Consider the following 12,806-nt stretch of genomic DNA (forward strand, 5'->3'; position numbering starts at 1 on the left):
GTGGCATTGCATGTGTATCGCTCTCGCTCGGGTAGAAGACCCACACGTAAGTCCGAATGGCCTATTTTTTCCGGACACGATCATGCGTATTCTTGTTGTTAATCCCAATATTTCAGAGAGCGTTACCGAGCTGATCCGCGCGGAGGCTGCGCGCACGGCTTCGCCCGGGACTGCGTTGACGATGGCTACGGCGCAGTTTGGCGTGGCATACATCGAGACGCGGTTCGAGGCGCTGGTGGGCGGCTATGCGACGGCTTGTGCGGCCGCCGAGCATCAGGGGCAGTTCGACGGCTTGGTGGTAGCGGCATTTGGCGATCCGGGCCTGGCGGGCTTGAAGGAACTCTTCAACGTGCCGGTGGTGGGCATGACGGAAGCGGCGCTGGCCAGCGCGTGCCTGCTTGGGCAGCGCTTCTCCATCATTGCGATTTCGCACCGGATCGAGGCCTGGTACCGCGAGTGCGTGGCGGCCAACGGGCTGACCTCGCGGCTGGCCAGCGTGCGTTCGTTGCAGCAGCCGTTGCGCGATATCGGCAGCGTGCAGGAGGATCACGCGGCACGGCTGGAGGAGCTAAGCCTGAAGGCGGTGCGCGAGGATGGCGCGGATGTGATCATCGTGGCCGGCGCGCCGCTGGCCGGGCTGGCGCGTACGCTCAAGGACCGGATTCCGGTGCCGGTGGTGGATGGCGTGTCGAGCGCGATCCGGCATTGCGAGAGCCTGGTTGCGCTGGCGCCCGCAGGCGCGGCGGAGGGCAGCTTTGCGCGGCCGCCGCGCAAGCCGAATCGCGGGTTGCCGCCTACGCTGGCGGCGATGCTGGACTAAGGCGCGCTGTCGGGCGCGGGCTCCGTCTCATATAATCTCCCGGCCAAGCATTTCGATGCGACCGCCGGAGAGAATACCTTGCGACAAGCCTTGTTGATCGTCGATGTCCAGCCCACGTTCTCGCCGCCGCAATGGCTGATCGATGGCCTGCTGCCACTGATCGGCCAGATGCCTTCGGTGGCGACCGTGGAACACCATGACGAATCGCGCACGCCATTCATGCGCCAGCTCGGCTGGGCACCCGGCTCCGGCGACCAGTCCCTGATTCCGGCGGATCGCGTGTTCGTGAAGCATGGTTATCTTCCGTCCGCCGATGCGATTGCCCATCTGCGCGAGCTGGCGCCGGAACGTGTCCTTGTTGCCGGCATCCAGACCGAGACCTGCGTGCTGGCTGCGGGCTTCACGCTGTTTGATGCGGGCCTGCAGCCTACGCTGATCTCCGACCTCACCGTCGGGTCTTCTCTCGATCCTTCCGGTGCGCTGGGCGCGAAGCTGTGGCGGCATCATTTCGGCAGCGTGGTGACACGCGCCGACATCATTGCGCAAGCCTAGCCCGCGCTCAGGCCGCCACCCGCAAACCCAGTTCGCCCAGGCTTGCGCGCAGCGCTTGCTTGAGCGGCGTGCGCGGCAGCTCGCCCACCAGGGCGGCCAGGGCCGTGCCATCGAGCGCGTGCGGCACCTTCCACAAGTAAGCCATCTCGGCCAGCTCGCGCCACATCGGCACCACCGCTGCGCCGGTGCGGATCAGCCACCAAGGCATGCCGCCCACGCGCGGTGCGTGCGGCATGCCGCTGGCTTCGGCCAGCGCGCTCACCAGTTCATCGCCCGTTAGCGTATATCCCGCGAAATGCAGCACGGTGTGTCCCCGCAGATCCGCGTGGCGCCGTGCCACCGCCTCGAAGGCCTGCGCCAGGTCGGGCAGGTAGGCCCAGGCATGCGCGCGGTCGCGCGGGCCGGGATAGACCACCTTGCCTTGATCGAGCGACCTGGCGATCGCCAGGTCCATCCATGAGCCGCGCCCCGGGCCGCCGAAGAAGTCGCCGGCGCGGATGATCACGCTGCGCAGCCCGGGCGCGCGCTCGCGCATGGCGGCCTCGATGGCGCGGCGGATCTCGCCCTTGCGCGCGCTGGGCCGCTCGGCGGTGTCGGGGCGCAGCAGCGCAGGCATCGACTCGCCGAAGTTGTAGACGTTGCCGGGAAAGAGCAGCAGGGCATCCAGCGCCTGCGCCACCGCCATCGCGCTGCGCGCCAGTGCTTCGGCGTGCTGCTCCCACTCGGTATAGACCGGGTTGAGCGCGTTCACCACCACGCTGGCGCCGCGCGCCGCGGCGAGCAGTTGCGCGGTGTCGGCCACGTCGATGGCCAGGCCGCGCACATTTTGCGGCACCGTGCCGGCCAGCGCACGGCGTGCCTGCGCCAGCACGGTCCAGCCGGCGGCGGCAAAGGCGTCCACCAAGGTGCGGCCGAGCCGGCCGTTGGCGCCGAGTATCAATACGGTGTCGCGCATCACGTTCTCCTGCATCACGTTCCCCTTGTGGCATCGCCTGAAGACCATTGTGGACAATCCTTCGCTTCTCCACAATTGTATGATTTGGCAACTCACGAATTCATTTTTGAATAGTCAGCCAGGCAAGGAGCGATAGAGAGAATGGCCGAAGAATTCGACTGGGCGCTGATGCGCTCCTTCCTGGCCGTGATGGAGGCCGGCAGCCTGCTGGGCGCGGCGCGCCAGCTTTCCAGCAGCCAGCCCACGCTTGGGCGCCACGTGGCGCAACTGGAGGCGCAGCTCGGCGTGCCGCTGTTCGAGCGCACCGGCCACGGCCTGCAGCCCACCGATGCCGCGCGCGCCATCGCCGGGCACGCGCGTGCCATGCAGCAAGGGGCCGATGCGGTAGCGCGCACGCTGGCGCGCGACCAAGCGGGCATTGCGGGGACGGTGCGCATCTCCGCCAGCCGCGCGGTGGCGAGCTACCTGCTGCCGCCGCTGCTGGCGGACCTGCGCCTGCACGAGCCGCAAATCGCCATCGAAGTGGTGTCGTCCAACGCCGTCAGCAACCTGCTGCGGCGCGAGGCCGATATCGCCATCCGCATGGTGCGGCCGACGCAGGCCTCGCTGATCGCGCGCAAGGTGGCGTCCGTGGCGCTATGCGCCTGCGCCCACGAGGACTACCTGCGGCGCAAGGGCGTGCCGCGCACGGCGCAAGACCTGTTGCGCTTTGACCTGATCGGCTATGACCACGACGACACGATCCTGCGCGGCTTTCGCGCCATGGGCGTGGAGGTCGCCCGCGAGGCGTTTGCGGTGCGCAGCGATGACGATATCGTGCTGTGGCAGTCGATCCGCGCCGGCCTGGGCGTGGGCTTTGCGGCGCGCTATATCGCCGCCGGCGATGCGCGCGTGCGCACCGTGCTGCCGGCGCTGTCCATTCCGCCGCTGCCGGTCTGGCTCACCGTGCACAGGGAAATCCGCGGCAGCGCGCGCATCCGCGCGGTCTACGATTTTTTGGCCAGCGCCATTCCCGCCGCGCTGGCAGCGCCGTGAGCATACGTTCTCACCGCCCTACTCATCCAGCCTGACATGCTCCGCCAGATGACTGACCACGGTGGCGATGCGCCGCAAATGCCGGGACTCGGGATGCGTCAGCAGCCACAGGTCGGTGTCGCACTCGTCCAGCGTGCCGGTGAGCGCCACCAGCTTGCCGCTGCGCCGCCCGATCATCAGCGAGACAATGCCGGCGCCGAGCCCTGCCTCGACGCCTTCCAGCACGCCGGCGATGCTGTTGACGCGGTACTGCGGCGCCACGCGCGGCAGGTGCTTGCGGCGCCAGCGCACTGACGGGTGATCGGGCATGGCCTCATCCGGCGCGATCCAGGGCAGGGCCGCTAGCGCGGCAAGGTCGACGCAGCCGCCGGGCTTGGGCAGCGCGATGCCCGCCGCCTCCACCAGCTCCCGCGCCGCGAACACCGCCACACGCAGGGGGCCGAGGCACTTGCCGATCAGGTGATCGGGCGGATGCCGCGTAGCGCGCACGGCGATGTCGGCGTCGCGCCGGGTCAGGCTGACCAGCTCATTGGTGGCGATCAGCTCGAAGCTCAGCCCGGGATGCTGGCGCCCGAGCGGCGCCAGCGCCGGCAGCACCATGCCATGCAGCACGGTATCGGTGGTGGTGATGCGCACCAGGCCCGACACCGTGCCCGCGGATACCGAAGCATGCGCGCGCGCCGCCTCCAGCTCGGCCTCGATGCGTTCGGCATGCTGCGCGAACTGCTGTGCGAGTTCGGTCGGCAGGTAGCCCGCGCGGCTGCGCTCGAACAAGCGCCGCCCCAGTCCTTTCTCGATGCGCTGCAGCGCGCGGAACACGGTGGAGGCATCGAGCCCGAGCCGGCGCCCGGCTTCGGCCAGCGTGGCGCCGCGCACCAGTGCCAGCACCACGTCGAGATCGGGGGAAGAGAGTTGGTAGGGGATATTCATTGCAAATCTGCAGTCATGACTTGCGCCTGCGCGCATTGCGATTGCACTGTCGCAATCCTAGACTGCCTGCACAGCCACCACAAGCCGTGGCGGCAAACCCCGAAGCTCCGAACCCAAAACAGCGAGAACAACCCGATGAAGCTCTACTACTCCCCTGGCGCTTGCTCCCTGGCCGTCCATATCGCATTGCGCGAAGCCGGCCTGCCATTCACGCTCGCCAAGGTCGACCTGGCACAGCACAAGCTGGCCGAGCCGGAAAACGGCAACGATGACTTCTACAAGGTGAGCCCGCGCGGCTATGTGCCGATGCTGCAACTGGACGATGGCGCGCGCCATACCGAAGCCGCGTCGCTGCTGCAATACGTGGCGGACCTCGCCCCGGGCAAGGCGCTGCTGCCGGCGGCCGGCACCCGGGAACGCCTGGAAGCGGTGGGCTGGCTGACGCTGGTCTCAACCGAGCTGCACAAGGTCTTCAGCCCGTGGCTTTGGCACAAGGAAACCGCGGAAAGCACGCGCGAGGATTGCAAGGCCAAGGTGGCCCTGCGCTTCGCCGAACTGGACCGGCACCTGGCCACCCGCGATTACCTGTGCGGCAAGCAGTTCACCGTGGCCGACGCCTACTGCTTCGCTGTGGCCAACTGGGCCAATTTCCTGAACATGCCGCTCAACCCTTACCCCGCGCTGCAGGCCTACCTGTCGCGCGTGGCCGCGCGGCCCAAGGTGCACGAGGCGCTGGTGGCCGAAGGGCTGGCGCGCGATTGATCGGCGAAAGTAGTGATGGCGGCGCCCCGGCGGCTTGACGCCGGTCAAGCCGCGATCGAATCGTGCTCAGTCGTGCCCAGATGCGACAGGTGCCGCGAGGCCTGACGGGATCGCCGTCGAGGCGATTTCTTCGCGCAGCGCGTTGAACAGCAACTCGAGCGGCGCGCCCAGCCTGCGCGGCAGCGGCGCGTGCAGCAGCCACGCGGTGAGCCCCGCGCGAAAATCCTGCACCGGCACCACCTGCACCGCATCGCGGTGCGCGCTGCCCGCCAGCACTTCCGGCGTGACCGCGCCGATGCCGATGCCGCGCGCCACCAGCGACAACTGCAACTCAGCGCCGAAGGCCTCCACGGCCACGTTGAACGGCAGGTGCGCGGCATCCAGCGCGTGGCGCAGCGCCGAGCGCATGCCGCACCCGTCCTGGTTGAGCACCCAAGGGTACGCCGCCAGGTCGCGCAGGCTCACGCCCTTGGGCGGGAACGCCAGCCCGCGCCCGGCCACTATCAGCGTGGTGTAGCGGCCCAGCTCGCGCGCGGTGAGCGCGGCCGGCGGCGCCACGCCATCGGGCAGCAGCACGGCAGCTACATCGACCTTGCCGCTTTCCGCTTGATCGAGCAAACCCGGCGTCCAGCCTGCCCTCACGCGCACGGTCAGCGTGGGGAACTGCTCGCGCAGCAGGTCGATGGGGCGGTCCAGCGCCATCTCGGACAGGAACGGCGGCACGCCTAGGCGCAACTCGCCCACCACCTGCGCGCCGCGCGCCGCGCGCGACATCAGGTCGTCGGTGGCGTGCAGCACGCGCTTGCCAAGCTCGTAGACCTCCTGCCCGGCGGCGGTCGGGCGCAGCGGCTTGGCCTGGCGGTCCAGCAAGGCCACGCCGATGAGCGCTTCCAGGCTTTGCACGCGGCGGGTCAGGCCGGGCTGGGTCAGGTGCAGGCGGGTGGCGGCGCGCACCATCGAGCCGGCTTCCACTACGGCGATAAAGGCTTCGATGTCGCGGGTGTTCATGGCGGGTTCTTTTAGTTCTTTGGTTCTTTATTAGGCAGGCTGAGCGGGCAGCCGCGAATGATGCAAACAAACTCGCATAAAGATTATCCCAATCTTTCAATTGCCGCATAGACAGCGCAATCCTAGCATTGGCGACTCAACCTTGCCCGCCGGCGCGGCAACGTGATGCCCCGCCGGCCCGGCGCAACAGGAGCCCACATGTCTTGCCCCGCTTCCACCCTGAACAAGGCCCCGCCGGGCATCGCGCCCGGCACGCCCGAGCTGACCGGCGCGCTGACGCTGTTCTTCGCCGCCGCCGTCGGCGTGATGGTGATCAACCTGTTCGCCGCCCAGCCCCTGACCGGCCCCGTCAGCGCCGCGCTCGGCCTGCCGCCCGCCTGGCGCGGGCTGGTGGCGACGCTGCCGCAGCTTGGCTATGCCACGGGCTTGCTGTTGCTGGTGCCGCTGGCCGACCTGCTGGAAAACCGCCGCCTGGTGGCCGGCACGCTGCTGATGTGCGCGGCCATGCTCGCGCTAGCGGCGATGGCGTGGTCGGGCGCGGTGTTCTTCCTGGCGGTATTTGCCGCCGGCGCGGGCTCCTGCGCCATCCAGATGCTGGTGCCGCTGGCCGCGCTGATGGCGCCGCCTGCGCGGCGCGGGCGTGCGGTGGGCAATGTGATGAGCGGGCTGATGCTGGGCATCCTGCTGTCGCGCCCGCTGGCCAGCCTGCTGGCCGGCGCGGGCGGATGGCGTGCCTGCTACGCCATGCTGGCGGGGCTGGACGCGTTGCTGGCAGCCGTGCTGCTGCGCTGGCTGCCAAGCCGCAGGCCAGCCAGCGGCCATCGCTACGCCAGCCTGATTGCCTCGATGTGGCAGTTGCTGCGCAGCCAGCCGGTGCTGCGCCAGCACGCACTGACTGCAGCGCTGTCGATGGCGGCTTTCAGCGCGTTCTGGACCGCGGTGGCCCTGCGGCTGGCGCAGCCGCCGTTTGCGCTAGGCAGCCATGGCTTGGCGCTGTTCGCGCTGGCCGGCGCGGCAGGCGCGGTGGCGGCGCCGGTGGCCGGCCGCCTGGGCGATCATGGCCATGGCCGGGCCGGCACGGTAGTGTCGCAGCTGGCCGTACTGGCCGCGTTGCTGCTGGCGGGGGCGGCGGCCGGTGGCTGGTTCGGCTTCGCGGCCGAGGCGCACCGGGCGCTGGCGCTTGGCCTGCTGGTGGTGGCCGCCATCGTGCTGGACGCTGGCGTCACCGCCGACCAGACCTTTGGCCGGCGCGAGATCAACCTGCTGGACGCGGCCGCGCGCGGCCGGCTCAACGGCTTGTTCGTGGGGATCTTCTTCGTGGGTGGCGCATCGGGCGCGCTGGCGGGTGGCGCCGCCTGGGCGGTTGGCGGCTGGCAGGCGGTGTGCCTGGCCGGGATCGCCTTTGCCGCGCTCAACCTGGTGGCGCACGGCTTCATGATGCGAAGCCGTGCGGCGGGGATTGTCGCTTAACGGCTTAGCGTGCGCCGTCCAGCAGTTGCTCGATCTTGCTGACGAACTGCTTGTCGTCGGGCTTGGTCATGCTGTTATAGCTGCCCACCACCTGGCCGTTGCGGTCGATCACGTACTTGTAGAAATTCCACTTGGGCGTGGTGCCGGACTGCTTGGCCAGCAGCGCATACATGGGATTGGCATCGCTGCCGCGCACATGCGACTTGCCCAGCATGGGGAATTTCACGCCGTAGGTGTTGTAGCAAAAGTCCGCGATCTCCTTGGAAGACCCGGGCTCCTGCGAGAAGTCGTTCGAGGGGAAGCCCAGCACCACCAGCCCGCGTTCGCGGTACTTGGCGTACAGCGCCTCCAGCCCTTCGTACTGCGGGGTAAAGCCGCAATAGCTGGCGGTATTGACCACCACCACGACCTTGCCGGCGTACTGGCAGAGGTTTTGCGGCGCTTCGTCCTGCAGGCGGGGGAACTTGAAGTTGAGCGAAGCCGGGCAGGCGCCGGCCGGCTTGGCGGCCGCGGCTACTGTCGCTGCGGGGGCATCGGCGGCTTGCGCAAGACGCGGGGTGGCGACGACAGCGGCGGCAGCGGCCAGGACCAACGCACCCGACAAGGCGATGCGTTGCAAGGCGCGTGAGCGCTGTTCGGGAAGGCTGCGCATGAAGGAAACTCCGGAAATGGTCTGTCCGTAGTTTACGCCGTTGGCTAGATGGATGCGGGGAGGCGCTTACTCCATCGCCAGCGTCGCCGCGTGCTCGGTCACGCTGCTGCGTAGCTCCACGTCGGGCATGCGGCGCACGATCGCCAGCGCCAGCAAGGCCGCGACGGCGCCCACGGCAAAGATCAGCCGGAAGCCCGACTCCACGCCGCCCGTCAGCACGTCCCGCACCGCGGGAGAGAGATGGGCCAGCGCCTCGCTGCCGTGGCGCAGCGCGCCCAGGTCCAGCGCCTGCTTCACGCCGGAAGCATGCAGGGCATTGCGGAATTCCAGCGTCAGCAAGGTGCCGGCCAGCGCGCCGCCAAAGGCGCTGCCGAGCGAGCGCAGCACCAGCAGCGCGCCGGTGCCGGCGCCGGTATCGCGGGGTTCCAGCACGTTCTGCACGGTCATCAAGGTGCCGACCATGGTCATGCCCAGCCCCACGCCGGCCACCATCATTGCCAGCAGCACGAGCGCCAGCGGCGTGGACGGCGCAACCGCCACCAGCGCCGCCAGGCCCAGCGCCGCCGCAATGAAGCCGCCGGTCAGGATGCCGCGCATCCGCCCCAGGCGCGGCGCCAGCCCGGCCACGATAAAGTTGCCCGCCACCGTGGAAAGCAGGAACGGCACCACCAGCAAGCCGGATTCCGACGCATCTGCGCCGCGCACCAGCTGGAAATGCAGCGGCAGCGCGAAGATGCACAAGAAGATATTCAGCGCCGCCATCGCGGACGCCGCCACGCCCAGCACATAGGCGCGGTTGCGGAACAGCCGCGGCGGCAGCATCGGGTCGCCCGCGCGGCGCTCCTGCCAGACCAGCGCGGCCACCGCCACCAAGGCCAGCAGCGCCAGGCCAGCGATTTCCGGCGAGATCCAATCATAGACATCGCCGCCCCAGCTCATCGCCAACAGGAACGCCACGATGGAGACGGTCAGCAGCAACGCGCCGCCCCAGTCCACCCGCGCCGAGCCGCCACGCACCTGCAACTGGCTCAGCCCGCGATGGCACATGAACATGGCCAGCAGCCCCAGCGGCACATTGATCCAGAACAGCCAGCGCCACGACAGGTGATCCGAGGTCCAGCCGCCCACCAGCGGGCCGGCAATGGAAGCCACCGCCCACACGGTCGCCAGGTAACCCTGGTAACGGCCACGCTGGCGCGGCGCCACCACATCCGCGATCGCCGCCTGCGCCAGCGCCATCAAGCCGCCACCGCCAATGCCTTGCAGCGCACGGAACAGGATCAGCTGCTGCAGCGTAGCCGCCATCGCGCACGCCACCGAAGCCAGGATGAACAGCCCGATCGCCAGCATCAACAGCCGGCGCCGCCCATAGGTATCCGACAACTTGCCGTACAAGGGCGTGGAAACGGTGGAAGTGATCAGGTAAGCCGTCACGATCCACGACAAATGGCCAAAGCCGTTCAGGTCATTGGCAATCGCCGGCACCGCCGGAATCACCACGGTCTGGTCCAGCGCGGCCAGCAAGATGCAAAGGATGATCCCGCCGATCACTCGCATGATGGCCTGGTGGCTCAGGGCAGGGGTGGCAACAGCGGACGAAGCAGAAGCGGAGGAAGACATCGGAGGCAGCAGGGCGCGTAGTCATGAGCAACCAACGTTGCGCCCAACCACCAACAAACCACCTCGTTTGTCAGCCTACATCGGGGAACATGGCCACAAAATTGAAATCAACCGATTGGACGCGTACCCAGTACTGCGCAATTCGAGAACTGCCACGAGATGGCAGAAGCCGCCTGCACGGCCCGGGCGGGCCTAATTCAGTGAACGCATAATTATATGCGGATACCAAATATGGAGTGCGGCGCCAAGTTGGTTTGTGATGCGGCGCAGACGCGCCTTTTGACCGAACGTGCGTACTTCCGCCCAGTACGAGCAGCCATCTGCCGGCAAGCCGACACGAAGCGAAAAAACGGGATCTTGTGTTTTTTTGTTGCAGGCAGGAACGGGCGCGTACCCAATACAGCGGGGCCAGGTTGAGTGGGCCCCGAGGGGCCACCCGTCACACGAGGCGAAGCGAAGCGAACCGTGAAGGTGTGCCAAGGAGGTTGGGGCGCTTTTTTGCCTACTTCTCTGGCAAGACAAAAAGACGAAATGAACGCGCCCCGCAGGGGTGGTGACTTCAAGCTTTTGACGCTAAGCCCTTGATCCTGAATTTGAATCAGTTGCCACTAATCAGCAATCCCCGGGCAATGAGATCAGACCTTGGCATGAGGCGTCCCGCTAATGTAATGCTCCAACTGTTCAATAATGAACTTCTGCTCGGAGATAATATCCTTGACCAGGTCCCCAATCGACAACATCCCCACCAGGGTGTCCCCGTCCATCACCGGCAAGTGCCTCAACCGGTGCTGCGTCATCAACGCCATGCACTCATCGGTACTCTGATCCCCGCGCACATAAATCACCGCCGACGTCATGATGTCGCGAACAAAGGTCTCCCGGGATGTCCGCTGCATCAGGATCACCTTCCGCGCATAATCCCGCTCGCTCAAGATACCAACGATATCGCCGCGCTCGATCACCAATAGCGCGCCAATGCCTTTCTCCGCCATCAGTTGCAGCGCAGCATAAACGGTGGCACCAGGGGGAATGCTGTAGATAGCCTGGGTCGGTTTGGACTCAAGAACCTGCCGTGCAGTTTTCATCACCCACTCCTTGTTCGATCCCAACGGATTGCAACACGACCCGCGCGCACTGGCGGGAGCGCCTGGCAGGGCACCTGCGCACCGCGCCGCTGCCAATAGCTTTCAGATTAGCACCACGCGCGCATGCCTTACAGGGTGACGCACACGAATCTTTGTAAAAAGACAAAGCCGCTGAAAAGCACTGCGCAAACGCGCCGGCAAGCGCTATAAAGGGAAGGGAGCGCGCCGCCCGGCGCGCCGCACTGCGCAGGAGGGCCAGCCATGGCCACCGAGTCCGTTGCCGGCAAGCGCGTCATCGTGCTCTTCGACGACAGCCGTTGCATCCATTCGCGCCACTGCGTGCTGGACCGCCCGGACGTGTTCGAGCCCGGCGTACAGGGCGAGTGGATCCACCCCGACAACGCCACCGCCGAGGAAATCGCGGAGATTGCGCACAACTGCCCATCGGGCGCCATCTCCTACCAGAACATCGACGGCTCCCCCGGCGAGACGGCGCCCCTGGTCAATGTGGTACGCGTGCTCGAGAATGGCCCGCTGGCGCTGCGCGCCGCCATCACCATCGATGGCCAGCCCGCAGGCTTTCGCCTGACGCTGTGCCGCTGCGGCGCTTCGCGCAACAAGCCCCTGTGCGACAGCAGCCACGCCAGCACGGGTTTCGTCGCCAGCGGCGAGGCCGCCACCGTGGCATCGGAACCCCTGGCGCAGCGCGACGGGCCCCTCGATATCCATCCCATCCCCAACGGACCGCTGCGCGTCAAAGGCAATCTTGAAGTGATCAGCGGCACCGGCAGGACCATCACCCGGATGACCGAGGCCTGGTTTTGCCGCTGCGGCCAGTCGGGCAACAAGCCGTTCTGCGACGGCACGCACAAGAAGGTGGGGTTCAGGAGCGATCCGCAGGATCCGTAGGATCCAAAGACAACGGCGCCGCGCCCAGCGCCAGCAGGCAGAGCCGCTCCATCTGCGCCACCCATGCCGCCCGCGAGGGTTCGGCAGCCTGCAGCAGCAGGCGATACCGGCGCGCGCCCCAGACCGCCTCCAGCAGGCTTCGCACCGCGGCGGCGTCCGGCGCGCCCGGCAGATCCGGGCACGCCGCCAGCGCGCGCTGCCAGGCCGCGTACAACTCATCGAACACACGGCGATGATGCTTGGTCTCGGCGATGCGCGCTTCCAGCATGAGCATCTCGTGTTCGAAACCCTCCAGCGTGGCATCGTCGGCGCCGCAGGTCAGCCGTACCAGGCGCTGGACGCGCGTGCGCCAGTCCAGCCCGGGCGCGAGCGCCACCTCGGCCTCGATGCGCGCCAGCAGCAGCTCGATGGTGTGGCGCACATAGCCGGAGAGCAGCGCCTCCTTGTTGGGGAAGTATTCGTACAAGGTGCCCACCGAGCAGCCGGCCTCCAGCGCCACCGCACGCGTGGTCACGCCGTCCCAGCCGCGCGCCCGCCATATCCGAACAAAAGCCTCGTAAATGGCGTCCACGGTAAAGCGCGCGCGCTGCTGCGACGGGCGTTTCAGCGGCCTGGCAGGTGCCCGCGCGGGCTCGGCCGCGGCACCCGCGTTTCCGAACCCGGCGGCCGGCTTGCGGCGATACATTGGTGGCATCGACCTTGACGGTGAAAAAAAGGACAGAAGATGGGACAGACGATGGATCAGACGAAGCACAGCAACCACGGCGCTCACAACGATAGCGCCGAACAAGCGCTCCCGGTCACCCGCCTGCTGACACGCAAGCATGCCCTAAACGAAAGCCGGCTGGAAGCGCACCAGGAACGCACCGACGCCGCCCCCGGCGAAGTCCTGCTCAAGCTCGACCGCTTCGCGCTCCTGAGAAACAAGACTGGCGGCTGGGGTTAGGCGGCCACCTCTACCGGATTAACCTGAAACCCGAGGGCCGCGGCACGCCGTTTGAGCGCGGC

14 protein-coding genes are annotated in these 12,806 nt (G+C 67.5%); 7 read left to right on the forward strand and 7 right to left on the reverse strand.

The genetic code is table 11. From position 1 onward, the window contains the following. Positions 1 to 82 precede the first annotated feature (82 nt). Both ACYP5B_RS33850 and ACYP5B_RS33855 read left to right on the forward strand, forming a co-directional pair. Positions 83 to 820: an aspartate/glutamate racemase family protein gene (locus tag ACYP5B_RS33850; protein WP_459572528.1), complete on the forward strand. Its 738-nt coding sequence runs from the start codon at positions 83 to 85 to the stop codon at positions 818 to 820. A 78-nt stretch (positions 821 to 898) separates the two neighbouring features. Beyond that, on the forward strand, positions 899 to 1,372 hold the full coding sequence (locus ACYP5B_RS33855) for an isochorismatase family protein (RefSeq protein WP_459572529.1): 474 nt from the start codon (positions 899 to 901) through the stop codon (positions 1,370 to 1,372). 7 nt (positions 1,373 to 1,379) lie between these two features. On the opposite strand, the gene ACYP5B_RS33860 is transcribed toward ACYP5B_RS33855, so the two are convergent. Further along, the gene (locus ACYP5B_RS33860; RefSeq protein ID WP_459572530.1) at positions 1,380 to 2,327 is read right to left on the reverse strand and encodes an NAD-dependent epimerase/dehydratase family protein; all 948 of its coding nucleotides are present in this window, start codon (positions 2,325 to 2,327) and stop codon (positions 1,380 to 1,382) included. 141 nt (positions 2,328 to 2,468) lie between these two features. On the opposite strand from ACYP5B_RS33860, the gene ACYP5B_RS33865 reads away from it, so the two are divergent. After that, complete coding sequence (locus ACYP5B_RS33865) at positions 2,469 to 3,362, forward strand: LysR family transcriptional regulator (protein ID WP_318231250.1); 894 nt, start codon at positions 2,469 to 2,471, stop codon at positions 3,360 to 3,362. An 18-nt stretch (positions 3,363 to 3,380) separates the two neighbouring features. On the opposite strand, the gene ACYP5B_RS33870 is transcribed toward ACYP5B_RS33865, so the two are convergent. Next, positions 3,381 to 4,292 (reverse strand): LysR family transcriptional regulator, encoded by a 912-nt coding sequence (locus tag ACYP5B_RS33870; RefSeq protein ID WP_459572531.1) that lies wholly within the window; start codon positions 4,290 to 4,292, stop codon positions 3,381 to 3,383. A gap of 135 nt (positions 4,293 to 4,427) precedes the next feature. Here ACYP5B_RS33870 and gstA point away from each other — a divergent pair, with 135 nt between their 5' ends. Further along, on the forward strand, positions 4,428 to 5,054 hold the full coding sequence (gstA, locus tag ACYP5B_RS33875; RefSeq protein WP_459572532.1) for a glutathione transferase GstA: 627 nt from the start codon (positions 4,428 to 4,430) through the stop codon (positions 5,052 to 5,054). Positions 5,055 to 5,120: 66 nt separating this feature from the next. Here gstA and ACYP5B_RS33880 read toward each other — a convergent pair whose 3' ends face one another. Next, positions 5,121 to 6,062, reverse strand: coding sequence for a LysR family transcriptional regulator (locus ACYP5B_RS33880; RefSeq protein WP_459572533.1), 942 nt, complete (start codon positions 6,060 to 6,062; stop codon positions 5,121 to 5,123). Positions 6,063 to 6,260: 198 nt separating this feature from the next. Between ACYP5B_RS33880 and ACYP5B_RS33885 the strand changes: the two genes are divergently transcribed. Next, the gene (locus tag ACYP5B_RS33885) at positions 6,261 to 7,532 is read left to right on the forward strand and encodes an MFS transporter (RefSeq protein ID WP_459572534.1); all 1,272 of its coding nucleotides are present in this window, start codon (positions 6,261 to 6,263) and stop codon (positions 7,530 to 7,532) included. A gap of 4 nt (positions 7,533 to 7,536) precedes the next feature. On the opposite strand, the gene ACYP5B_RS33890 is transcribed toward ACYP5B_RS33885, so the two are convergent. The 3 genes from ACYP5B_RS33890 to ACYP5B_RS33900 all read right to left on the reverse strand — a co-directional run bounded on the left by ACYP5B_RS33890 (position 7,537) and on the right by ACYP5B_RS33900 (position 10,889). Continuing rightward, a complete protein-coding gene (locus ACYP5B_RS33890) occupies positions 7,537 to 8,184 on the reverse strand; it encodes a glutathione peroxidase (protein ID WP_400095223.1) in 648 nt (215 codons plus the stop codon). 66 nt (positions 8,185 to 8,250) lie between these two features. Next, positions 8,251 to 9,741, reverse strand: coding sequence for an MDR family MFS transporter (locus tag ACYP5B_RS33895; protein ID WP_459572538.1), 1,491 nt, complete (start codon positions 9,739 to 9,741; stop codon positions 8,251 to 8,253). A gap of 698 nt (positions 9,742 to 10,439) precedes the next feature. Further along, positions 10,440 to 10,889 (reverse strand): CBS domain-containing protein, encoded by a 450-nt coding sequence (locus ACYP5B_RS33900; protein WP_318231257.1) that lies wholly within the window; start codon positions 10,887 to 10,889, stop codon positions 10,440 to 10,442. A gap of 261 nt (positions 10,890 to 11,150) precedes the next feature. Here ACYP5B_RS33900 and ACYP5B_RS33905 point away from each other — a divergent pair, with 261 nt between their 5' ends. Then, on the forward strand, positions 11,151 to 11,798 hold the full coding sequence (locus ACYP5B_RS33905) for a CDGSH iron-sulfur domain-containing protein (protein WP_459572535.1): 648 nt from the start codon (positions 11,151 to 11,153) through the stop codon (positions 11,796 to 11,798). Here the strand turns inward: ACYP5B_RS33905 and ACYP5B_RS33910 are convergent. Further along, on the reverse strand, positions 11,773 to 12,483 hold the full coding sequence (locus ACYP5B_RS33910) for a TetR/AcrR family transcriptional regulator (protein WP_459572536.1): 711 nt from the start codon (positions 12,481 to 12,483) through the stop codon (positions 11,773 to 11,775). The two genes, ACYP5B_RS33905 and ACYP5B_RS33910, sit on opposite strands and share 26 nt — an antisense overlap. A 39-nt stretch (positions 12,484 to 12,522) precedes the next feature. Between ACYP5B_RS33910 and ACYP5B_RS33915 the strand changes: the two genes are divergently transcribed. After that, on the forward strand, positions 12,523 to 12,744 hold the full coding sequence (locus ACYP5B_RS33915) for a hypothetical protein (RefSeq protein WP_459572537.1): 222 nt from the start codon (positions 12,523 to 12,525) through the stop codon (positions 12,742 to 12,744). The last annotated feature ends 62 nt before the right edge of the window (positions 12,745 to 12,806 follow it).

This window comes from Cupriavidus sp. 8B, from assembly GCF_054589115.1.